We start from the raw sequence: 21,457 nt of genomic DNA on the forward strand, positions 1-21,457 counted from the left end.
CACCGTCATGGCCGCACTTGGTGCGGCCACCCACGTCTTCGAGAACCGCAGTGCATCCAAGGCGTGGGTCCCCGGAATAAGTCCGGGGATGACGAGAGAGGGTGCCCCCAAGGGGAGGCGGATTCTTCGCTGGAGTTTCAGGGCGCTTCCGCTTCGGCGGAATGCAGGCCCGTCGTCGACAATCTCCACGGGCTCGGCGGCAATGACGGCGCGACCAGCGTCACGCCGAAGACCTCGGCGAGAATGGTGGGCGTGAGCACCGTCTCGGGTTTTCCGCGCGTGACGAGGCGGCCCCCGTTCATCAGGACCAGATCGTCGCCGACCCCTGCCGCAAGCTGCAGGTCGTGCAGGACCGCCACGACCGCGAGGCCGCCCTGCGCGAGGCTCTTCGCCGTCTGCAGCAGGGCGAGCTGATGCTTCAGGTCGAGGCTGGCGATCGGCTCGTCGAGAAACAGCACCTGTCGCATCTCGACCGTCCGCCCGGCTCCGAGCTGCGCCAATACGCGGGCGAAAGTGACCCGCTGCCGCTCGCCGCCGGAGAGCGTCCGGTAGTTGCGGTGGAGGAGATGGGCGACATCGGCCTGTTCCAGCGCCGCCTGCACAAGACGCTGCCGGTCGCGTCGCGACAGGCCCTTTCCGATCCCCTCGACGCCGAGGCCGGCGACCTCGAAGACGGTGAAGGGAAAGCTGAGATCGGAGGCCTGCGGCATCACTGCCCGGCTATGGGCGAGGCGCCAGGGCGCGACCGACCGTATGGGACGACCGTCGAGCAGCACCTCGCCCCGCGTCGGCACGAGCTCGCCGGAGAGAATGCGCAGCAGCGTGGATTTGCCGGCGCCGTTCGGGCCGAGGACGATGGTGATGGAGCCGCCGTCGATGGCAAGATCGATGCGGTCGATCAGCAGGCGTCCGCCGCTGGAGTAGGAGATGCCCTTTGCTTCCAGAAGCGCGCTCATAGCACCATGCCTCCCTGACGCCGCAGCAGAAGCCAGAGGAAGAACGGCGCGCCTATGGCGGCGGTGAGAATGCCGATGGGCAGTTCCGCCGGTGCCACGATGGTGCGAGCGACGGTGTCGGCGGCGACGAGCAGCGTGGCGCCGAGAAGGGCAGAGGCAGGCAGCAGCATCTTGTGATTGGCGCCTGCCATGAGCCGCAGCATATGCGGCACGACGATCCCCACGAACCCGATCATGCCGGAAGCGGCGACCGAGGCGCCGACCGCGACCGCGACGAGCAGGATCGCAGCGCCCTTCACCTTCTGTACGGGGATGCCGAGATGAAAGGCCTCCGCCTCGCCGAGAGACAGGGCGTTCAACCCTCGTGCCAGAAAGGGCATCGCCAGGAGCGTGGGCAGAACGAAAGGCGTCACGGCGAAAACCTTGGTCCAGGTCGCGCCGCTTAAAGAACCGAGCGTCCAGAAGGTCAGATCGCGCAATTGGCGGTCGTCGCTGAGATACGAGAACAGGCCCATGCCGGCGCCAGCGAGCGCGGCGAAAGGGACACCGGCCAGAAGCATGGTGGCGATCGAGGTGCGCCCGCTGCGGGTGGAGACGAGATAGAGACCCAGCATGGTGACGAGGCCGCCGGCAAAGGCGCCGACGGGCAGGGCGGCGAAGGGCAGGGAACCGATGAACGGCGCGAGCAACCTGTCGCCGAGGACGATGGTCGCGGCGGCCGCGAGAGCCGCACCGGCCGAGACGCCGATGAGACCCGGATCCGCGAGAGGATTGCGAAACAATCCCTGCATCAGCGCGCCGGAAGAGGCGAGCGCCGCACCGATCAGAAGCCCGAGCAGCAGCCGCGGCAGGCGCACCTGCAGGATGATGAGCGCATCGCTCCCCGTCGCGACGTGACCGGTGAGGGCATCTCCGATCACGGCAAGGACGCGGGACAGGGGAACGCCCGTTGCGCCAAGGCTCAGCCCGAGGAGACCGGACAGGACAACCAGCGCTGCAAGCGCGACGAAGAGAAGTGTCCGGCGGTCGTGCAGGGCCGGACGCCGATGCTCCCGCTCCAGGGCAAATGCCGTCATGGCTTGGCTGCGATCGCCTGATCAGGATGAAGTGAGGCCATCAGGTCACGCGCCGCATCCGGCGTGCGCGGGCCGAAGCCGAGCAGGTAGAGCGAATCCATGACGATCACGCGCCGCTGCACTGCTGCCGGCGTCGCGGCGAAGGCGGGATAGGCGAAGGGGTCGGACGCCGCGCCGCCGGGGCCGTGGTTCATCATCACGATGGCCTCCGGCGCCGCCGCGATCAGCCCCTCGTCGGAGAGCGGCTTCCAGCCTGAGAGCGATGAAGCGACGTTGGTGGCACCGGCCAGCGCGAGCATGGCATCGGCCGTGGTGCCCTGCCCGCCGACGAGCGGGCGCCCGTTCTGCAGCGAGAGCACGAAGAGCGCCTTGGCGGGTCGCGTCACCCGCGCCTTCGCCTCGGCCAGTTTCGCAAATCCCCTCTCGATCTCGGCGATGAGGGCAGCACCCTTGTCCGTGGCGTCCACGGCCTTGGCCACAATCTCGACGCGCTTCGCGATTCCTGTAGCACTCGGCTCGTCCGTCACCCGCACGATCGGCACGCCCGCCTGCTCGATCAGGCGCAGGGCATCGGGCGGGCCCGCGCCCTCGGAGGCGATGACGAGCGTCGGGTTGAGGGAGAGCACGCCCTCGGCGCCGAGCTGGCGGACATAGCCGACATTCTTCTTCGTCTTGAGCGCGTCTTCCGGAAAGAGGCTCGTGGAATCCACGCCGACGATCTCGTCCTGCCGCCCCAGGCGATAGAGGATCTCGGTCACCGCACCGCCGATGCTGACGATCCGGTGCGAGGGATCGGCGCGCAGGTGCGATGCGCAGAACAGGAGAGGTGATGCGAGAAGCAGGGTGCGGCGCGACAGCATGGTCATGGTTGGTGCCTGAACGTGACGGGATCGGGTCGCTCGTCGCTGCAACCAGCAGCGGGAGCTGTTTTCACACGAAAGCTCTAGTTTTTACTTGTTCTAAATTAGAAATGATGCCTCATGACTATGAATTCATAGTTTAGAACTTTCCAAAACTAAGCCTCTCACAGTCAATATTGACGCAGTTACTTGATTTGGCTATCGCGTGTAAACCCTCCCCTATCGGCAGGGAGGGCAACGCGTGGCGGATCAGGCGCCTCGTGACCGAAACTCGCCAATTGGCCCCGGAGAGCTGCTTCCAACCCTCGACCTCATCCTGAGGAGGTCGCGCAGCGGCCGTCTCGAAGGAGCTTCCAGAGAGCACTGGATCCTCCTTCGAGACGCAGGCTTTGCCTGCTCCTCAGGATGAGGATTCAAGGATACGAGGATGGGTCATTCGCGCGCCGAGGCCCATCCGCTGCGCGGCTAGCGCATCGTGCGGAAAAGTGGACCCGGTTTTCCGCGCGGAACGATGCGCCAGCCAAGAGAAGGAGCATCGGATTGGATCCCAAAAGTGGGTCCACTTTTGGGTCCGATGCTCTAGCATAAGGAGAGCACCATGTTCATCGCCATGAACCGCTTCAAGGTTCTGAAAGACTCCACGCAGGATTTCGAGCAGCTCTGGCTCTCGCGGGAGAGCCGCCTGCACGAGCTCGACGGCTTCGTCGAATTCCACATGCTGCGCGGTCCCGAACGCGAGGATCACGTGCTTTATTCCTCGCACACGATCTGGGCCTCGAAGGCGCATTTCGAAGCATGGACCCGCTCGGACCAGTTTCGCGCCTCGCACAGCCGCGCCAATACCGGATCCAACAAGCCGCTGACGCTCGGCCATCCGGAGTTCGAAGGCTTCGAAGTCATCCAGACCATCGGCCGCCGCGCGACGGCCGCGGAGTAGCAGCGTGACGCAGAGTGCAGATGATCTGATCCGGCAGGATCTTGCCGCCCATCCCGACGGCGTCCTGGAAACGATTGCCGAAACCCGCGACGTTCCCTTCCAGGCCGTGCTCGATCACCTGCCTTCGGGCACGACATCGCGCATCCCGGGCGAGCGTTTCGAAGACGTCTGGCGTGATCTCACCGGCTGGGGCGATCTCACCTTCGTCGTGCACACGGCGGACGGGTTCTTCGAGAGCGAAGGCGCGATCGTTTTGGGCGAGTTCGGCCACGGCTATTACAATATCCATGGCGCCAGCCCCATCGGGGGACATTTCAGGATGGATCGCTGCCGCTTCATCTATTTCGTCGACAGGCCTTATTTCGGCACGCGCTCCTGTTCGCTGCATTTCATCAACGAGGAGGGCGGCGCCATGTTCAAGATTTACGTCGGCTACAACAAGGACCATACTCTCAAGGCTGATCAGGTCGCCCGGTTCGAGGCGTTGCGCGCACGATACCGCGACACCGCGTGACCGGGTTTCGAAGCGGAGAGGCGACATGGCGAAGGATCCTTTCCTGCCCGTCGACGACGAGGCCCGTGCGCTCGCGAAAAAGCTGATGCGCACCGCGCGTTCGGGCGCGCTCGCCACCAACGATGCGCAGGGCGGCACGCCCTTCGCGAGCCTCGTACAGGTGGGCACGGATCTCGACGGCTCGCCGGTCATCCTGACCTCGCAGCTCTCCATTCACACGCGCCTGCTGGAAGCCGATCCGCGCTGCTCGCTGCTTTTGTCCTCCGCCGGCAGGGGCGACCCGCTGGCGCATCCGCGCCTGACCCTTCTCGCGCGCGCGGAGCGGCTCGAACGCGAGAGCGACGAGGCCATGAACATCCGCCGCCGCTACCTGATGCAGCACCCGAAGGCCGAGCTTTACGTCGACTTTCCCGACTTCGCCTTCTGGCGTCTCAAGGTCCAATCCGGCAGTCTCAACGGCGGCTTCGGCCGCGCCTATCGCATGGCATCGCAGGACCTGCTCGCCGATGTCTCCGGCTTCTACGACTTCTACGATTTCGAAGCGGGAGCGGTCGCGCACATGAACAGCGATCACGCCGATGCGATCGGGCTTTACGCGACCCAGCTCCGCGGTGCGCGTGAAGGCGCATGGCACATGATCGGCATCGACCCGGAAGGCATCCAGATCGCACTGGGCGACGAGATCCTGCGGCTCGCCTTCCCGAAAACGCTGACCGGTGCGCACGAGGTGCGCCCGATGCTCATCCGCCTCGCCAACGAGGCGCGGAGCAGGATGTCCTGACTCCTACGCCTATTCGGGAATGCCGGCGATCTGCAGCGCGTCGAGATAGCGCTGGCCGAAGACCTGATCGCGCCAGGGATTGATCTGACGCTGGAGGGTCAGCGTGTAGGTCGGGAAGGCCTCCATCAGCCGGTCCGCCGCGACCTTGGCCTCGTCCAGACGCCCAAGCCCCACGAGGGCTCCGATCACGACCCGGTAGGACGAACCGTAGCCCGGCATTTCCCGCAGGGCCGTCTCGCCCCATTTGAGCGCATCCTCGAATTGCTCGAGCATGAGATAGCACATGCCGATGCCGGAGAGCGCGATGCCCTTCTCCGGATCCACGGGGCTCAGGCGCATCGCCTTGTGGAAATGATCGATGCCGATGAGCGGCCGGCTGGCATGGGTGTTGACCCATCCGCTGCTGGTATAGCTCTGGGCCGAGTTGGGATTGAGGAAAAGCGAGCGCTCGATGGCGCTGAGCGCCGCCTCGTAATCCTTGGCGCTGTAGGCGAGCACCTGGGCGGCGAAGCGCAGGCTGGTCGGATCCTCGCGCGCTTCCGCCATCACCTCGCGCGCCATCCGGATCGCGACGCGGATATCGTCGGGCTCGTGCCAGCACTGGCTGACCGAGATGCTGCGGATATAGGCGCCGAGCGCCTTGGCGAGGGTGAAGCCGGGATCGACGCTCAGGGCCTCGTTCGTGAGCTTGCGCGCATCCGCGAAGCCCTCCTGGGTCATCCTGTAGAATCCGGGCAAAGCGCGCAGGTAGAGATCGTAGGCGGTAACGGAGGATGTCGGCTTGTTGTGCGCGAGACGGATCTCCTCGAGCCGGATGCTGGGCTCGACCGCGCCGACGACGCTCTCCGTCACCCGGTCCTGCAATTCGAAGATGTCGCTCGTGTCGCCGTCGAACCGGTCGGCCCAGACATGGTGTCCGGTCATGCCGTCGATGAGCTGGCCGACGATGCGCACGCGCGAGCTCACCTTGCGGATGCTTCCCTCCAGCACGTAGTGAACGCCGAGCTCGCGCGAGATCTGCCGAACGTCGACGGCGCGGCCCTTGTAGGTGAAGGACGAGTTGCGGGCGATGACGAAGAACGACCGCACCCGGCTCAGGCCCGTGATGATGTCCTCCACCAGGCCGTCCGCGAAATATTCCTGCTCCGGGTCGCCGCTCAAATTGGTGAAGGGTAACACGGCGATGGAGGGCTTGTCGGGGAGCGGCAGCGTCTTGGCATGCTCCGGGCCGGTCGACGGATGATGGCCCGACTTGACCGCATAGGCCCTGACCGGCTCCTCCATGTTCTTCACGCGCTGGGGTCCGAGATCGCTGAAAGTCACGGGCAGCAGCTTGCGCACATAAGCATAGGCCGCCTCCGACACGCAGACCGATCCGGGAAAGGCCAGTTCCTGAAGGCGCGCGGCGACATTGACGCCGTCGCCGAGCAGGTCGCCGTTCCTTACCACCACATCGCCCACGTGAACGCCGATGCGAAACTGCAGGCGCCGGCCCTCCTGTTCCAGCTCCAGTCGGTCCTGAATGTCGACGGCGCATTGAACCGCATCGACGGCACTCGGGAATTCGGCCAGAATGCTGTCGCCGGCGGTATTGGCGATCCGGCCGCCATGCTCGTCGATGAGCTTGTCCATGATCTCGCGACGGGCCGTGAGGGCGCTAAGCGTTCCCGCCTCGTCGGCCTCCATCAGCCGCGAGTATCCTGCCACATCGGCAGCGAAGATGGCGGCGAGCCGCCTCTCGACCTTCCTGTGCGGGCTCATGCGGTTCCCGGCGCCCCGCTCGATCTCCATTCTGCGGCGTCTTGGAGGGGTAGTCCAGCCGAGTGTGACGTAAGGGAAGATGACAGGTGAGGTTTCACACGGGGAAGCGTCCGTCCCGGCATGAGACATATTGGGCCTTGTCATCCCGGGCCGCGGGCCGCATCAAAAGGTCGGATCGTGCAGAATGGTTCGCCCGCATGATCCGCCGATCCCTCCTGTCAGGCCGACGATGCGCCTCGCCTTCCTCCTCTTCCGTGCCCGATCCATACTTGCGGCCGTCGCCGATGCCGGCCGTAGCTTTGCGCGCAACGACGGCCTGGCCATGGCGAGCCATGTGGCGCTCTCGCTGGTGATCGCGCTGTTTCCGTTCCTGATCTGCGTCGCCGCTCTCGCGGCCTTCCTCGGTGCCGGACGCATCTCGACCCCTATCGTCCATCTGCTCTTCGACTTCTGGCCGGAAGGCGTGGCCGGACCGCTGGCTCGGGAAGCCGACAAGGTGCTGATTCCGCGCCGGAACGTGCTGACCATCAGCATCCTGTTGATGCTTCTCGTCGCCACGAACGGAGTCGAGAGCCTCCGGGTCGCCCTATGCCGCGCCTATGGCGTCCGACGCTTCCGGCCCTGGTGGCAGGCGCGACTCGTCGGCGTGGCCTTCATTCTCATCGGCGCCGGTGCCCTCGTCGCCTCCTCGGTGCTCGTGGTGCTGTGGCCCTCGATCTGGCGCGCCGCCGTGGCCTCCATGCAGGATCTGCGCGGCCTCGGCCTCACCTATGACGTCGTCCGCTATGCGCTCGCATCCATCGTGCTGGTGCTCGGCCTGGTCGCGGCCCATCTCTGGCTGCCCGATACCCGGCCCCGCTCTTGGGATGTGGCGCCGGGGATCGTGGCGACTCTCATCCTGTGGCTCGCCGGCGCGAGCCTCTATGGCGAGTTCCTGGCCAACATGACTCACCTGAAAGCCACCTATGCCGGTCTCGCGGGCATTCTGACGGCTCTCATCTTCCTGCAGATTTCGGCGGCGATCTTCATCTTCGGCGCCGAGGTCAACGCGGCCCTGCGCCGGCGCGGAAACGCCGGTGCCGAGGGGCGGGAGAACCTCTCCTTGCCGTCGGAGGCCGAGGCCCCCACGCCGCTTTAGGAGCTTACGCCCTCGTCGCGTTTCCGCTCGCAATCCCGCTTCGGAATCTGCTGCGGAGCCTGCTTGTCCTGGGCGATGACGGTCCCGACGGTGGGCACCTCCGTCGCGTAGGATGGAACGGCGAGGGCTGTCAGGACGGCAAGGGAGAGAATGCGGAGCATGATCGGTCAATCCTTGGTCGATGCAGGCCGATGCTAGCGCATCATGCGGACCCAGCGGGACGCGCCAGCGAAAAGTGGATCCGGTTTTCCGCACCCAACGATGTGCCGGCAAAAGCCGTGGCCGCTCGGCAGCGATCAAAGGCTAGCATGCATCAGGAGTGCGGCCCTGACGAGACGGTCGGGGCCGAAATCGTCATTGGCGTCGAACTGCAGCAATTCGGCAAGGCGGGTGCGGGCACGGTTGATGCGGCTCTTGATGGTGCCGATATTCGTGCCGCAGATCCGCGCCGCATCCTCATAGGACAATCCCTCGGCGCCGACGAGCAGGAGCGCCTCGCGCTGATCGAAGGGGAGCTTGCTCAGAGCCTTCATCATATCGGTGAAATCGAGGCGGGAGCCCTGATCCGGCATCACCGCGACCTTCTCGGCCCAGGACCCCTCCGGATCTTCGACCTCGCGCTTTCGCCTGCGGGCCTGGGTGAGGAAATCGTTGCGCAGGATCGTGAACAGCCAGGCCTGCATGCTGGTGCCGGGCTGGAACTTGTCGAGATTGCTCAGGCCCTTGAGAAGGGTGGCCTGCACCAGATCGTCGGCTCTGTCGACGCTGCCGGAGAGGGAGATAGCAAAAGCCCTCAGATGCGGAATTGCGCTGAGCATCTGCTGCTTGAGGGAGTTTTCGACGGACAATCTTCCAACCCCTTCCAATGCGAGTTTGCAGAAGACGCCTCCCGGCGGGCGAGCGCATTAACCTATGCAAAGCTTGGCCATATTCCATGAAAAGTGTCGCAGAGTCATGGTCAGAATCGCAGGGTGCGGGGAACAATTTCCTTGCTTCGGGCGCTTGGAGCCATTGAGGGACGCGCGTCGAGGCCATCTCGAAACGAGACAAAAGCGGAACGCCGGGGCTTCGGCCGCCGTTGTCACGCCAGTCCAGCGTTCTGGAGGGTATCATGCGTCTTAACTTCAAAACCGTGATGGCCGCCGGCTTCGTACTCGTCGGTGCCGCGACCATTCACCCCGCGCCGGCCGAAGCCCAGTGGCGCGGGGGGCGTTATTTCCCTGAAGGCGACACCTATGCTCCACATGCGTTCCGCGGGGGCGCTTATGGTCCTCGTTACTACGGCGGGCGCTATTACGGATCCCGCGGCTATTATGGCCGTCGCGGCTATTATGGCGGTGGTTACTACGGTTCGCGCTATCGCTACGGCTATCCTTACGGCTACTACCGGCGGCCCTATTATAACGGCGGCGCGGTCGCGGCAGGCGTGATCGGCGGCCTTGCCCTCGGGGCGATCGCAAGCACGGCCGCCAATCCGTATTATGGACCCCGTTGCGTCTATCAACCCCGGCGCGTCGTGAACGCTTATGGGCGGGTGGTCGTCCGCCGGATCCGCACCTGCTACTGAGGTCGGCCGTGATGGATGGAGAGCCCCGCGACTGCGGGGCTTTTTCAATCTGCGGAAAGTGCATTCCACTTTCGGGTCCGATGCTCCAGCGCATCGTGCGAAAAAGTGGACCCGGTTATTCGCTGACGCGGCCCTTCGGGTCGCGTCCAACGATGCGCTCTTTAAAGAGTGGAGCATCGGATGGATCCCAAAAGTGCATTCCACTTTTGCGTCCGATGCTCTAGGACCATTCTCAGAGCAGTTTCGGAATTGCCATGACAGCACGCTTCCATCGCGGCGATCTGCCCGCGACCTTCAAGCCCGGTCCCGCGATCGCCATCGATACGGAGACGCTCGGCCTCAATCCCCACCGGGACAGGCTCTGCGTGGTGCAGATCTCGACCGGGGACGGCACCGCCGACGTGGTGCAGATCCTGAAGGACGGGCCGCTGCCGAAGAACCTGATCCGCGTCCTGTCCGACGAGAGCGTGCTCAAGATCTTCCATTATGCCCGCTTCGACCTCGCGGTGCTGTTCCACACCTTTGGCGTCATGCCGCGCCCGGTCTATTGCACCAAGGTCGCCTCGAGGCTCGTGCGCACCTATACCGACCGGCACGGCCTGAAGGATCTGGTGCGCGAGCAGCTCGGCATCGAATTGTCCAAGCAGCAGCAATCCTCCGATTGGGGTGCGGACACGCTCACGCCGGCCCAGCTCGATTATGCGGCCTCGGACGTGCTTCACCTGCATGCGCTCAAGGACAAGCTCGACCGGATGCTGGAGCGCGAGAACAGGCTCGGCATTGCGCACCAATGCTTCGGCTTCCTGCCGACCCGGGCCCAGCTCGATCTGCTCGGCTGGGAAGCCACGGATATTTTTGCCCATTCTTGACGCACACTTAAACTTTCCCTCATAAAACCCATATCCGTCATAACATCGCCATGACCCTACGGCATGGCGCCGTGCCGACGATCAGGCGGAAGGGGTTTTGGACAAGGTGGCGGGAACTCAGGGCATCGCTATGCGCGAAGGCCCGGCCTCAAGGCCGGCCATACGGGCGCGCGCCTTCAGAAAGGCCCGTCGTCATTCCCGCTGGGTGCGTTTCGCCAAGGTTGCGATCCCCCTCGGTGCCCTGATCGGCATGGCCGGCGTTGGCGTGGTCGCCTATTACGACCCGTTTCGGAAGATCGAGAATTTGAGCTTCGGCTCCATCGGTGTGAGCGGGACCAACATCACCATGGAGAGCCCGAAGCTGACCGGCTTCAAGAACGACAACCGCCCCTACGAGGTGACCGCCAGCGAGGCGACGCAGGATGTGCGCCGGCCCGATCTCGTGAATTTGAAGAACCTCAAGGCACGCATCGTGACCGACGAGCGTGGCGGTGTCGCAAGGCTCACGGCAGCGAGCGGGGTTCTCGACACCAAGAAGGAACAGATGCGGCTGCGCCAGGACATCGTGGTCACGACCGATTCCGGCTACGAGGTCAAGCTCCGCTCGGCTTTCGTGCGTTTCAAGGCTGGTTCCGTCGTCTCCAACGAGCCCGTCTCCGTCTCCTTCGGCAACGGCACCATTGAGGCAGAGGGGCTCGATGTCGCGGATAACGGCAAGGTCATGAGCTTCAAGGGTCGCGTCCGCACGGTCCTCCAGCCCTCGTCGGGCTCCAACCCATCCGCACCGGACGCTGTCGGCACAGGCTCTACGGCTCCTCCCCCGGCTCCCGCACCCCAAAAGACAAGTACCCGTCCATGATGAGTCTCTCCCGCGCCGCCCTGGCCATCGCGCTTCTCTCGTCCCTTCCCGTCGGAGCCGCCTTCGCTCAGGCGAGCAAGGAGCGTGCCGTCGGTTTCGGCAATTTCGGCTCCAGCAAGGAGCCGATCAAGATCGACGCCAACAAGCTCGACGTGTTCGACAAGGAAGGCCGCGCGGTCTTCACCGGCGACGTGGTCGCGGTTCAGGGCGAGAGCACCATGAAGTGCACGATCATGACCGTGTTCTACGAGCAGCGCGACCAGAATGCCGGCCAGGCCGCGCCCGCGGCGCAGTCGGCGGACGACAGCGCCATCAAGAAGATCGACTGCAAGGGCCCGGTCACCATCGTCTCGCGCACCCAGGTCGCGACCGGCGAGAACGCAACCTTCGACCGCGGCTCGAACAAGATCATGCTCGTCGGCAACGCCACCTTGAGCGACGGCCCGAATGTGACCAAGGGCGAGCGGGTGCTCTACGACATCAATACCGGCGTCGCCAATATCGAGACCGCCCCCGGCGGACGCGTGCGAGCGCTGTTCGTGCCCGGCAGCGGTGGGCCGGCCCCGACAGGTGCCGGAAATGCTCCGCCTGCGGCCGGCAACGCCAAGCCGAAGCCGCAGCAGAGGCCGGCGACGAACTAGAGCGGGAACTTCCCCGCATCGATCATTCCAGGGACAGATCTGCCTGTGAAACCGCTTTTCAACCGTTCTCAACCCGGTTCCTCGAACGTGAGCCTGCTCGATGCCCATCCGGCCGGGACGGCTCCGCACGTCTTCTCCCGTGGCGAGAGCGAAGCCGTCTTCGGCGGTCCCGGCATCCTGGCGGTCAAAGGCCTGCAGAAAAGCTATCGCGGCCGCACCGTGGTGCAGGATGCGGGCCTGAACGTGCGCGCAGGCGAGGCGGTCGGCCTGCTCGGCCCCAACGGCGCCGGCAAGACCACCATCTTCTACATGATCACCGGCCTCGTCGCCGCCGATCGCGGCCTCATCAGCCTCGACGGTCACGATGTGACCGGCCTGCCCATGTATCGCCGCGCCCGCCTCGGCATCGGCTACCTGCCGCAGGAGGCCTCGATCTTCCGCGGCCTCAATGTGGAGGACAACATCCGCGCGGTGCTCGAAATCGTCGAGCCGAGCCGCAAGGAGCGCGAGCGCAAGCTCGACGCGCTGCTCGACGAGTTCAACATCACGCGCCTGCGCAAGGCTCCTTCCATCGCGCTCTCCGGCGGCGAGCGGCGCCGCTGCGAGATCGCCCGGGCGCTCGCCGGAGAGCCGACCTTCATGCTGCTCGACGAGCCCTTCGCCGGCATCGACCCCATTGCGGTCGGCGACATCCAGAACCTCGTCCGCCACCTGACCCGCCGCGGCATCGGCGTGCTGATCACGGACCACAATGTCCGCGAGACGCTCGGCCTCATCGACCGCGCCTACATCATCCATTCCGGCCGTGTGCTCACCGAGGGCGCGCCGGACGCGATCGTGTCGAACGAAGAAGTACGCCGCCTCTATCTCGGCGAGGACTTCCGGCTCTAATTTAGGATTATCGGTAGTGACTCAGTTTGAGTTCTGATGAGGGCCGGCACACCGTCATTCCGGGGCCGCGCAGCGGAACCCGGAACCCATAACCGCTAACTCTGTCGAACAAGGCGGCGAGCGTCCAGCTCTTCGGAAATGTCGTGGCTATGGGTTCCGGGCGCGCCTACGGCGCCCCGGAATGACAGGGCGGGGCCAAATTTAAGTCGCTACCGGATTATTGCCCTTTTGACGCCGGCCGACGGAGCGCGGTAAAAGGACCGGGGCATGCAAGAAGCATGCCTAAATTTCTCCGGAGCGCGTTCATGGGTGCAATGCAACGGCTGGAATTGCGCCAGGGCCAGTCCCTGACGATGACTCCCCAGCTCGTGCAGTCCATCAAGCTCCTGCAGCTCTCCCATGCGGAACTCGCCGCCTATGTGGAGGCCGAGCTCGAGCGCAACCCGCTCTTGCAGGAGGGCGAATCCCCGGCCGATGCGCCCGTGCCGAGCCTTGCCGATTTTCTGCGTGCGAAGCAGCGGGCGGAGGCCGCCGGTCCGCGTGTCGTGCCCGGCCCGCCCCCATCCCGCAGCGAGGCCATGCCGGCCTCCTCAGGCCAGCCCGCCGGCTCCGGCCACAGCGAGCTCAAGCCGGAAATGGAGGCGACGCTCGCGCAGGCCACGAGCCTTGCCGGTCACCTTGAGGCACAGCTCGATCTCGCCACCGCCGATCCCCGCCTGCGCCGCATCGGCGAACATCTGATCCACGATCTCGACGAAGCCGGATACCTCACGGAAGACCTGTCGGAGATCGCGGCCCGGCTCGAGGTCGGGCTCGACGAAGCAGCGTCCGTGCTGAGCCTCATCCAGAGCTTCGAGCCGTCCGGAATCGGCGCGCGCGATCTCGCCGAATGCCTCGCGATCCAGCTGAAGGAGCGCGACCGGCTCGATCCGGCCATGCAGGCGCTTCTCGCCCATCTCCACCTCGTCGCGCGGCAGGATTTCGCAGGCCTGCAGAAGGTGTGCGGCGTCGATCATGAAGATCTCGCCGACATGCTGGCCGAGCTGCGCAGCCTGGAGCCAAAGCCCGGCCTCGCCTTCACGCCGGCACCGGTCGACGTGCTCGTGGCGGATGTGCTGGTCCGGTCCACACCCGACGGCGGCCTCGCGGTCGAGCTGAACCCGGACACCCTGCCGAGGATCCTGCTCAATCGCTCCTATTATGCGGAAGTGGCGAAAGTCGTGCGCAAGGACGAGGACAAGAGCTTCCTGTCCGACTGCCTGCAGACCGCAAGCTGGCTCACCCGAAGCCTCGATCAGCGGGCCCGGACGATCCTGAGGGTGGCGGCCGAGATCGTCCGCCAGCAGGAGGACTTCTTTCGCGAGGGCGTCTCGGGTCTGCGCCCGATGACCCTCAGGAGCGTGGCCGAAGCGATCGGGATGCACGAATCCACGATCTCGCGGGTGGCCGCGAACAAGGCCCTCGGCACAGAGCGCGGTACGCATCCGATGCGGTTCTTCTTCAGCGCCGCGACCGGCGAGGGCGAGCATTCCGCCAAGGCGGTGAGGCACCGAATCAGGCAGCTGATCGAGGGAGAGAATCCCAGGATGGTGCTCTCGGATGAGGCAATTGCCCAGAAATTGAAAGCGGAGGGCATCCAGGTCGCCCGGCGCACCGTCGCCAAATACCGGGAAGCGATGCGCCTCCCGTCATCGTCCGACCGACGCAGGATTCACCGGGCCAAAGGCTGACAGGCCCTGGATTTCAAGGCTTGCATTGGCTTTCATTCGGATCATCATCGTCCCAAGCGCCGCCGATCGGCTATCCCAACCAAGCGACGGTGCAAGGGGAGGGAACCACGATGACATTGAGGGTGTCGGGGAAGAATCTCGATATCGGCGAAGCCCTTAGGTCTCAAGTTCAGGCACGGATGGCGGGAGCGCTGTCGAAATATTTCGATGGCGGCTACACGGGCCACGTGACTGTCACCCGCGACGGCACCGGCTTCCGTACCGAATGCGTGCTCCACCTGACCTCCGGCATGACCCTGGAAGCCTCCGGCGCGGCTCAGGATGCCTATGCCAGCTTCGACCAGACGGCGGGCCGAATCGAAAACCGCCTTCGCCGCTACAAGCAGCGGCTGAAGGACCGGACCGGTCCGGCGACGGGGCGCGCGGGCAACGGCCTCGAGATGGCCTATTCCGTCCTGGCCGCTCCGGGCGACGAGGAGGAGAGCTATCACCCTATGGTGATTGCGGAAACCACGAAGCCGCTGCACGCGTTCTCGGTCAGCGACGCTGTGATGCAGCTCGATCTGACGGGAGCGCCCGCTCTTGTGTTCATCCACGCTAGCACCGGACGCGTGAACGTCGTATATCGCCGCGGCGACGGGGCGATCGGATGGGTCGATCCGCCGCTCGCACAGCCTTGACGGGGTGTACCTCTTCTTGGCCCGGTTCTTGCGTGGAACGGTGAGAGGCCTTCCAGGCTTCACATCATAATGCAGCGTGATCGATGCCCTTGCTGGATTTTCTAGACCCTCGAGCCGTCCTGCCCGCCTTGCGCGTCAACGGCAAGAAGCAGGCTCTTCAGGAACTGGCCTCCCATGCGGCCCGCCTTACGGGTGTTTCCGATACCGCCATCTACGAGGCGCTTCTGCAACGCGAGCGCCTCGGCTCGACCGGGATCGGCGAGGGCATCGCCATCCCTCACGGCAAGCTGCCCGGTCTGACCCGGATCTTCGGCCTGATCGCACGCCTCGAGAAGCCGGTCGATTTCGAGGCCCTCGATGCCCAGCCCGTGGACGTGCTCTTCCTTCTCCTTGCTCCCGAGGGCGCCGGAGCCGATCACCTGAAGGCCCTGGCACGGGTGGCCCGCGTCCTGCGTGAGCCCGGGCTCATCGAAAGGGTACGGGTGACGCGGGACGCCGCCGCCCTCTACGCCATCATGACCGAGCTGCCGAAGGCCGCCTGAGCTCGGTTTCTAACCTAACGTAAAGACCTCTTTAACCGCTCCGCCGCAATCCTGCCGCAAAGTCCTAAAAAGGGGATTCGGGGGATGTGGTCTCTGTCTCGGTTGAGGCAGCCGTCGGTGCGGCTGCGCGTCGCCACGTTGAGTGGTGTGATGGTGCTCGGCTTCGCCGTCATCGGCGCGGTGTTCCAGACGGGCCGACACGAGGTCGATCAGGCGCTCTCGGTCCAGCAGACCTATTCGGCCCTCGCCGAGCAGGCGAACCAGTTCCGCGGCCGTGCCGATGCCCTGAAGGTCACGGCCGGCGAATGGACGGCAAGCCGCCTCGGCCATCACGGGCAGGCCTTCATCGACCGTCACAAGGCGCTCGCCGCCCAGCTCGACGAAATGAATTCCGCCTCCGGTGCCGGGCTGATCGAGACCGAGATCGCCTCCCTGAAGCAGCACGCCTCCGCTCTCATCGCCCAGGGCAATGCGCTCGGCAAGCTCTACACCGCCGTCGGCAGCAAGCCCGACGAGGGCGCCCAGGGCCGCCTGCTCAGGGCCGAGGCGAACTTGGAGAAGCTGGTGCGCCCCATGACCGGCAGCGGCGAGGCCATCGCCTGGCGCCTCTGGGCGTCCATGCTCGGCATGTTCAACCAGGAGGCCCGCGCCCGCATCCTGCTCGAGGAAAGCATTCTCGGCGCCTTCGAGGTCGAGCAGGGCCGGTTCACCCGGGCGCTGGCGCAAGTCTCCGCCGACCCGAAGGAGAAGGCCGCCATCGAATCCGCGAGCGTCACGTTCCAGGAGGCGTTCCATGCCTGGAGCGAGCTCGAGCATCAGGTTTCAGGCCAGGGCGAGAAGCTGATGGGGCAGTTCGACCTGCTCGTGCCGGCCCTCGACCAGCTCTTGGCCAAGGTCCGCGCCGAGGCGCACAAGACCGAGCAGCAGCTCACCGCCTCGCAGAACCGCACCTTCTCCCTGATCCTCTGGGCGATGGGCATCACCCTGCTGATCGGCCTCGTCCTGAATTTCATCGTCGGGCGTTCGATCTCCCTGCCGCTGACGCGCCTGCAGCAGGCCATGCGGCGGCTCGCCGATGGCGACGCGGCAAGCGAGATCCCCTCGACCAGGGCCACCGATGAGATCGGAGCCATGGCGCGCACGGTGCTGGTCTTCCGCGACAATGCCCGCGAACGCGAGCGGCTGACGCAGGAGCGCGAAGGGATGGCCGCTGTCGATGCGGAACGCGCCCATGCGATTTCCCATGCGATCGCCGCCTTCGATGCCTCCGTCGAACAGATTCTCACGGAAGTCCGCGATGTCACAGGGGACCTCGCGAAGGCGTCCGGGCAGCTCGAGGGCTCGGCCCATCATGTGACCGAGCAGGCACAGATCGCAGGCCAGGCCTCGACCCGCACCGCCCAGAACATGTCGGCAGTGGCGAGCGCGGCCGAGGAACTCGATGCGTCGCTTGCGGAAGTAGCAGCTCAGACGAGCGCCTCGGCAAGGGCCTCGGAGCGCGCCGTCGCCGAGGCGCGGGGCGCTTCGGGGAGCATGTCGAGCCTCTCGGCTGCCACGTCCCAGATCGGCGAGGTGGCGGGTCTCATCCGCTCCATCGCGGCGCAGACCAACCTTCTCGCCCTCAACGCCACCATCGAGGCGGCGCGGGCCGGCGAAGCGGGCAAGGGCTTCGCGGTCGTGGCGAGCGAGGTCAAGGACCTTGCCGGCCAGACCGCAAAGGCGACGGAGGAGATCGCCCGCCAGATCGAGGCGGTGCAGGCGGCCTCCCGCGAGACCCTCGTGGCGCTGGGCACCGTCCAGGCCTCGGTCGAGGATCTGGCGGGAGTGGTGGCCACCGTGGCCGGAACCGTCGGCCAGCAGACGGCAGCGGTGTCCGAGATCGCCCAATCGGTGGCGCAGGTCTCGACGGAGGCGCAGGCCGGTACTTCGGCGATCCAGACGACGCAGGGCGTTGCGGTTCAGTCCCTCGACGCAGCCCGCGCCGTGGCGGATTTGTCCGTCGCCCTCGAGCGGCAGGCCGAGCGCCTCGGTGCCGAGATCGGTCAGTTCCTGAACAACGTCAGGGCGGCGTGACACGCCGGGTGAGCGATTGCCTATCCGCAGATGGCGCCGGTTCACCTCTCCCCATGCAAGTCGGGTGTTCCCGACTTGCATGGGGAGAACAGATCTCGGGAACACCCGAGATCCGGGGAGAGGTGAAGCTGCGGCAGCCTCAGCGCTGAACTGGACCAGCGTGGCGCCGACACCACCACCTCCAACTCCTCCCCACAAGCGGGAGGAAAGCTCGCGTGCTCACGGCCTCTGAGCCATCTCCCAGACGAGCTGGACATTGGCGGTGTAGCGGATCGTCGCCGGCGGCACGATCGGCACCGACTCCGCGCCCTTGGCCATCGCCATGGACATGCGCATGTCGGCCTGCGGCTCGAAGGGCTGGGCGGAGCCGTCGCGGATCTCGATGAGCCTTCCCAAGCCGACGCCGGCCGCATTGGCATAGACCTCGGCCTGGCGGCGGGCATCGCGCACGGCCGCCTCGCGGGCCTTGTCGCCGCCCTCCTCCTGCCGGTCGAGCCCGAAGGTGACGGACTGGAAGGTCATGTCGCCGCTCGCCAGGATCTCGCCGGCAAGGCGCCCGACCCCGTCGAGGTCGCGGGTGGTGATCTGCAGCCGGTGATGGGCCGAGAATTTCGGCGTCTTCACCTCCTTGCCGTCCGGGCCGACCTGCTGGGGCGTCTGGAAGACCTGGAAATTGGCGGTGCGGATGTCCTCGCGCTTGACGCCGAGGCCCTGGATGCGGGCAAGGACCCGCTCGGTGGCCGTGTTGTTGGCGCTGCTCGCCTGGGCCACCGTCTCGGCTTGCGTCGCGACCGTCACGTTCACGCGGGCGAAATCGGGCTTCAGCTCGGCTTCGCCCGTTCCCATCACGCTGATCGTCGGCGCTCGCGGCGGGACGGGCTGGGCCAGAGCCGGTGAGGCGAGGGTCAGGGCCGCAAGAGCGGCGGCAACGGCAAGGCGCATCGGGAAAAGTCCTTCATTAAAAGAAAAGCTCCGCCTCGTGGGCGGAGCTTTGAGGCATCGGGAAGATGCAGAAGCGAACCTGAGCGGCGGATTAACGGCCGGTCTTCACCCTCGTCCAGAGCCGGGTGACGGTGCGCTGGGAGCGCTCGTCGTAAGCCGTGTTGGTGAACAGGCGCTTCATGGTGGCATCGTCCGGATAGATACCGGGATTGTCGAGGATGTCCTTGTTGATGTGCTGCTTCGCGGCGAGGTTGCCTGAGGCATAGGACACGTAGTTGGTGTTCATGCCGGCGATCTCGGGGCGCATCATGAAGTTGATGAACTCATGCGCTTCCTTGACGTTCTTGGCGTCCGCCGGGATGACGAAGCTGTCGAACCACATCAGCGCGCCCTCGCGCGGGATGACGTAACCGACCTCGACGCCGTTCTTGGCTTCCTCGGCCCGGTTCTTGGCCTGGATCATGTCGCCCGAATAGCCCACCGCCACGCAGATATCGCCGTTGGCGAGCGCGTTGATGTATTCGGAGGAATGGAACTTCTGGATGTTGCTGCGGATGCGGAACAGGGCGTCGCCCGCCTTGTTCAGATCCTCGAGGCGCTTCGAATCGGGGTTGAGACCAAGATAGGCCAGCACGCCGGGGAAGAGATCCTCCGGGCTGTCCAGCATGTAGATGCCGCAAGCCTTCAGCTTCGAGGCGATCTCCGGCTTCATCACCAGGTCCCAGGTGTTGAGCGGCACGTCGCCGAGGATGTCCTTGACCTTCTTCACGTTGAGGCCGATGCCGGTCGTGCCCCACATGTAGTTCACGGCATATTGGTTGCCCGGGTCGAAGACGGCCAGACGCTGCGTCACCTCAGGCCATTGATTGGCGAGGTTCGGCAGCTTCGCCTTGTCGAGCTTCTGGAACACCTTGGCGCCGATCAGGCGCTGCACGAAGGGGCCGGACGGCACCACGATGTCGTAGCCCGACTTGCCGGCCAGAAGCTTGGTCTCGACGATCTCGTTGTTGTCGTAGGTGTCGTAGACCACCTTGATGCCGGTCTGCTTCGTGAACTCGTCCAGCGCCTTCGGATCCACGTAATCGGACCAGTTGTAGACGTTGACCACGCGCTCCTGGGCGGTGGCGGCGGTGACAAGGCTTAAGGTCAGAGCAACCGAAGCGAGAAGACGGATCATTTTGGGGCTTGAGCTCCTGCGGATAGAGTGACAACGGGGCAGGCTAGGAAATTCCGGCACAAGAAACAATGTCCAAATTGCTGGTCTTGTTGACGGATTTCAGGCCGCCCGCTTGATCGCCTTGGCCAGCCGCTCCAGCCCGGCATCAAGCGTGGAATCCTTCTTGGCGAAGCAGAAGCGCACCACGTTCTTCACCGCGCCCTCCGCGTAGAAAGCCGAAACCGGGATCGCCGCGACGCCATGCTCCATGACCAGGCGGCGGCAGAAGGCGACGTCGTCGGTCTCGCCCAACGGCGCGATGTCGATATTGACGAAATAGGTGCCCTGGCTCGGGATCACGTCGAAGCCCAGCGTGTTCAGCCCCGCCGTGAACCGGTCGCGGCTGCGGGCGAAGCTTTTGCGCATGTCCTCGAAATAGGCATCGTCCTTGGCCAAGCCGTAGGCTACTGCGGCCTGAAGGTTCGGCGCCGTGGTGAAGGCCAGAAACTGATGCGACTTCGCCAGCACCTTCATGATGGGAGGTGCCGCGCAGACGAAGCCGACCTTCCAGCCGGTGAGGCTGAAGATCTTGCCCGCCGAGCCGATCTTCACCGAGCGATCACGCATGCCTTCCAGCGCCAGGATCGTGCGGTGGCGCCGGCCGTCGAAGACCACATGCTCCCAGACCTCGTCGGAGATCGCGATGGCGTCGAAGCGGCGGCAGAAATCGGCGAGGAGATTCAAGTCCTCGTCCGAGAATGTCGTCGCCGTCGGGTTGAGCGGATTGTTGAACACGACCGCCTTGGTCTTCGGCGAGAAGGCCTTGGCGAGCGCCTCTTCCGTGAGCCGGAAATGGGGCGGCTGCAGGGTGACGAATTTCGGCACGCCACCGGCGAGCCGCACGAGGGGCAGATAGGCGTCGTACATGGGCTCGAACAGCACGACCTCGTCGCCGGGCTCGACGATGCCGAGGATCGCGCCGGCGAGCGCCTCCGTCGCGCCCGAGGTCACCATCACTTCCGTGTTCGCATCGAGATCGACGCCCTGCCAGTGCCTGTAATGCGTCGCGATCGCCGTGCGCAGCTCCGGAATGCCCATCATCGAGGGATACTGGTTGTAGCCGTTGAGCACCGCATCCGCCGCCGCCCGCCGCACGTCCTCCGGGCCGGGATCGTCCGGAAAGCCCTGGCCGAGATTGATCGCGCCGGTTTCCCGGGCGAGGCTCGACATCACTTCGAAGATCGTGGTGGGCAGGTTGGCAAACAGAGGGTTCATGCCGCTCTCTCGATGTTGTTTCTTAAGGGCCGGCACGCTTCGTATCATGGAGCGCGGGAAGATCGAACCGGCATTGTGCAGCAGCCAGTACCTGTGGGCCCGCAAGCTTTGAGCTTGCGAGCCGTCAAGGTCGAGGGAGGCGCGGCGGGCAGCTCGGCGCACATTTGTTCGCCACCCTCCCCCGCTGAGGGGGGAGGGTTCGCACTGTG

General features: G+C 65.2%; 22 protein-coding genes. 13 read left to right on the forward strand and 9 right to left on the reverse strand.

What is annotated here, in order from left to right:
* Window positions 1-137 precede the first annotated feature (137 nt).
* The 3 genes from JKL46_RS15710 to JKL46_RS15720 are packed head-to-tail and all read right to left on the reverse strand — an operon-like array spanning window position 138 to window position 2,898.
* Window positions 138-956: a heme ABC transporter ATP-binding protein gene (locus JKL46_RS15710; protein ID WP_201834456.1), complete on the reverse strand. Its 819-nt coding sequence runs from the start codon at window positions 954-956 to the stop codon at window positions 138-140.
* A complete protein-coding gene (locus JKL46_RS15715; protein WP_201834458.1) occupies window positions 953-2,032 on the reverse strand; it encodes a FecCD family ABC transporter permease in 1,080 nt (359 codons plus the stop codon). The genes JKL46_RS15710 and JKL46_RS15715 overlap by 4 nt, the downstream gene beginning before the upstream one ends.
* Complete coding sequence (locus JKL46_RS15720; protein WP_201834460.1) at window positions 2,029-2,898, reverse strand: heme/hemin ABC transporter substrate-binding protein; 870 nt, start codon at window positions 2,896-2,898, stop codon at window positions 2,029-2,031. Before JKL46_RS15720 ends, JKL46_RS15715 begins: the two co-directional genes overlap by 4 nt.
* 592 nt (window positions 2,899-3,490) lie before the next feature.
* Between JKL46_RS15720 and hmuQ the strand changes: the two genes are divergently transcribed.
* Genes hmuQ through JKL46_RS15735 form a run of 3 tightly spaced genes read left to right on the forward strand, consistent with a single transcriptional unit; the run spans window position 3,491 to window position 5,124 of the window.
* Window positions 3,491-3,829, forward strand: a complete 339-nt coding sequence (gene hmuQ / locus JKL46_RS15725; protein ID WP_201834462.1) for a heme-degrading protein HmuQ — start codon at window positions 3,491-3,493, stop codon at window positions 3,827-3,829.
* A gap of 4 nt (window positions 3,830-3,833) precedes the next feature.
* A complete protein-coding gene (gene hutX, locus JKL46_RS15730; RefSeq protein ID WP_201834464.1) occupies window positions 3,834-4,343 on the forward strand; it encodes a heme utilization cystosolic carrier protein HutX in 510 nt (169 codons plus the stop codon).
* 25 nt (window positions 4,344-4,368) lie between these two features.
* Window positions 4,369-5,124, forward strand: a complete 756-nt coding sequence (locus JKL46_RS15735; RefSeq protein WP_201834466.1) for a HugZ family pyridoxamine 5'-phosphate oxidase — start codon at window positions 4,369-4,371, stop codon at window positions 5,122-5,124.
* A 9-nt stretch (window positions 5,125-5,133) separates the two neighbouring features.
* Here the strand turns inward: JKL46_RS15735 and JKL46_RS15740 are convergent, their stop codons facing one another.
* A complete protein-coding gene (locus JKL46_RS15740; protein WP_246529339.1) occupies window positions 5,134-6,915 on the reverse strand; it encodes an adenylate/guanylate cyclase domain-containing protein in 1,782 nt (593 codons plus the stop codon).
* Between the two features lie 154 nt (window positions 6,916-7,069).
* On the opposite strand from JKL46_RS15740, the gene JKL46_RS15745 reads away from it, so the two are divergent.
* Window positions 7,070-8,023 carry a YihY/virulence factor BrkB family protein gene (locus JKL46_RS15745; RefSeq protein ID WP_246529340.1) on the forward strand — a complete coding sequence of 318 codons (954 nt, stop codon included), beginning with the start codon at window positions 7,070-7,072 and terminating at the stop codon, window positions 8,021-8,023.
* Here the strand turns inward: JKL46_RS15745 and JKL46_RS15750 are convergent.
* Together JKL46_RS15750 and JKL46_RS15755 are read right to left on the reverse strand one after the other, a co-directional pair.
* On the reverse strand, window positions 8,020-8,184 hold the full coding sequence (locus JKL46_RS15750) for a hypothetical protein (RefSeq protein WP_201834468.1): 165 nt from the start codon (window positions 8,182-8,184) through the stop codon (window positions 8,020-8,022). The two genes, JKL46_RS15745 and JKL46_RS15750, sit on opposite strands and share 4 nt — an antisense overlap.
* A gap of 135 nt (window positions 8,185-8,319) precedes the next feature.
* A complete protein-coding gene (locus JKL46_RS15755; protein ID WP_201834470.1) occupies window positions 8,320-8,871 on the reverse strand; it encodes a sigma-70 family RNA polymerase sigma factor in 552 nt (183 codons plus the stop codon).
* A gap of 263 nt (window positions 8,872-9,134) precedes the next feature.
* Here JKL46_RS15755 and JKL46_RS15760 point away from each other — a divergent pair, with 263 nt between their 5' ends.
* From JKL46_RS15760 to JKL46_RS15800, 9 genes are all read left to right on the forward strand, one after another.
* Window positions 9,135-9,590, forward strand: a complete 456-nt coding sequence (locus JKL46_RS15760; protein ID WP_201834472.1) for a hypothetical protein — start codon at window positions 9,135-9,137, stop codon at window positions 9,588-9,590.
* Window positions 9,591-9,844: 254 nt separating this feature from the next.
* Window positions 9,845-10,459 carry a ribonuclease D gene (locus JKL46_RS15765; RefSeq protein WP_201834474.1) on the forward strand — a complete coding sequence of 205 codons (615 nt, stop codon included), beginning with the start codon at window positions 9,845-9,847 and terminating at the stop codon, window positions 10,457-10,459.
* Between the two features lie 106 nt (window positions 10,460-10,565).
* Window positions 10,566-11,318 (forward strand): LPS export ABC transporter periplasmic protein LptC, encoded by a 753-nt coding sequence (gene lptC / locus JKL46_RS15770; protein ID WP_343074069.1) that lies wholly within the window; start codon window positions 10,566-10,568, stop codon window positions 11,316-11,318.
* On the forward strand, window positions 11,315-11,959 hold the full coding sequence (locus JKL46_RS15775) for an LptA/OstA family protein (protein ID WP_246529341.1): 645 nt from the start codon (window positions 11,315-11,317) through the stop codon (window positions 11,957-11,959). The genes lptC and JKL46_RS15775 overlap by 4 nt, the downstream gene beginning before the upstream one ends.
* Window positions 11,960-12,052: 93 nt before the next feature.
* Entirely contained in the window at window positions 12,053-12,850 is a 798-nt protein-coding gene (lptB, locus tag JKL46_RS15780; protein ID WP_246529345.1) for an LPS export ABC transporter ATP-binding protein, read from the forward strand.
* Between the two features lie 305 nt (window positions 12,851-13,155).
* The gene (gene rpoN, locus JKL46_RS15785; protein ID WP_201834478.1) at window positions 13,156-14,580 is read left to right on the forward strand and encodes an RNA polymerase factor sigma-54; all 1,425 of its coding nucleotides are present in this window, start codon (window positions 13,156-13,158) and stop codon (window positions 14,578-14,580) included.
* Between the two features lie 110 nt (window positions 14,581-14,690).
* Window positions 14,691-15,260 (forward strand): ribosome hibernation-promoting factor, HPF/YfiA family, encoded by a 570-nt coding sequence (gene hpf / locus JKL46_RS15790; protein WP_201834480.1) that lies wholly within the window; start codon window positions 14,691-14,693, stop codon window positions 15,258-15,260.
* Window positions 15,261-15,343: 83 nt separating this feature from the next.
* Window positions 15,344-15,802 carry a PTS IIA-like nitrogen regulatory protein PtsN gene (ptsN, locus tag JKL46_RS15795; RefSeq protein ID WP_201834482.1) on the forward strand — a complete coding sequence of 153 codons (459 nt, stop codon included), beginning with the start codon at window positions 15,344-15,346 and terminating at the stop codon, window positions 15,800-15,802.
* 84 nt (window positions 15,803-15,886) lie between these two features.
* Window positions 15,887-17,875 carry a methyl-accepting chemotaxis protein gene (locus JKL46_RS15800; RefSeq protein WP_201834484.1) on the forward strand — a complete coding sequence of 663 codons (1,989 nt, stop codon included), beginning with the start codon at window positions 15,887-15,889 and terminating at the stop codon, window positions 17,873-17,875.
* Window positions 17,876-18,094: 219 nt separating this feature from the next.
* On the opposite strand, the gene JKL46_RS15805 is transcribed toward JKL46_RS15800, so the two are convergent.
* The 3 genes from JKL46_RS15805 to JKL46_RS15815 form a co-directional block, all read right to left on the reverse strand.
* Window positions 18,095-18,817, reverse strand: a complete 723-nt coding sequence (locus tag JKL46_RS15805) for an SIMPL domain-containing protein (RefSeq protein WP_201834486.1) — start codon at window positions 18,815-18,817, stop codon at window positions 18,095-18,097.
* A 91-nt stretch (window positions 18,818-18,908) separates the two neighbouring features.
* Window positions 18,909-19,994, reverse strand: a complete 1,086-nt coding sequence (locus JKL46_RS15810; RefSeq protein WP_201834488.1) for a polyamine ABC transporter substrate-binding protein — start codon at window positions 19,992-19,994, stop codon at window positions 18,909-18,911.
* A gap of 99 nt (window positions 19,995-20,093) precedes the next feature.
* The gene (locus JKL46_RS15815; RefSeq protein ID WP_201834491.1) at window positions 20,094-21,248 is read right to left on the reverse strand and encodes an aminotransferase; all 1,155 of its coding nucleotides are present in this window, start codon (window positions 21,246-21,248) and stop codon (window positions 20,094-20,096) included.
* Window positions 21,249-21,457: the final 209 nt, after the last annotated feature.

This window comes from Microvirga zambiensis WSM3693 (genome assembly GCF_016735695.1).
GTDB lineage: Bacteria > Pseudomonadota > Alphaproteobacteria > Rhizobiales > Beijerinckiaceae > Microvirga > Microvirga zambiensis.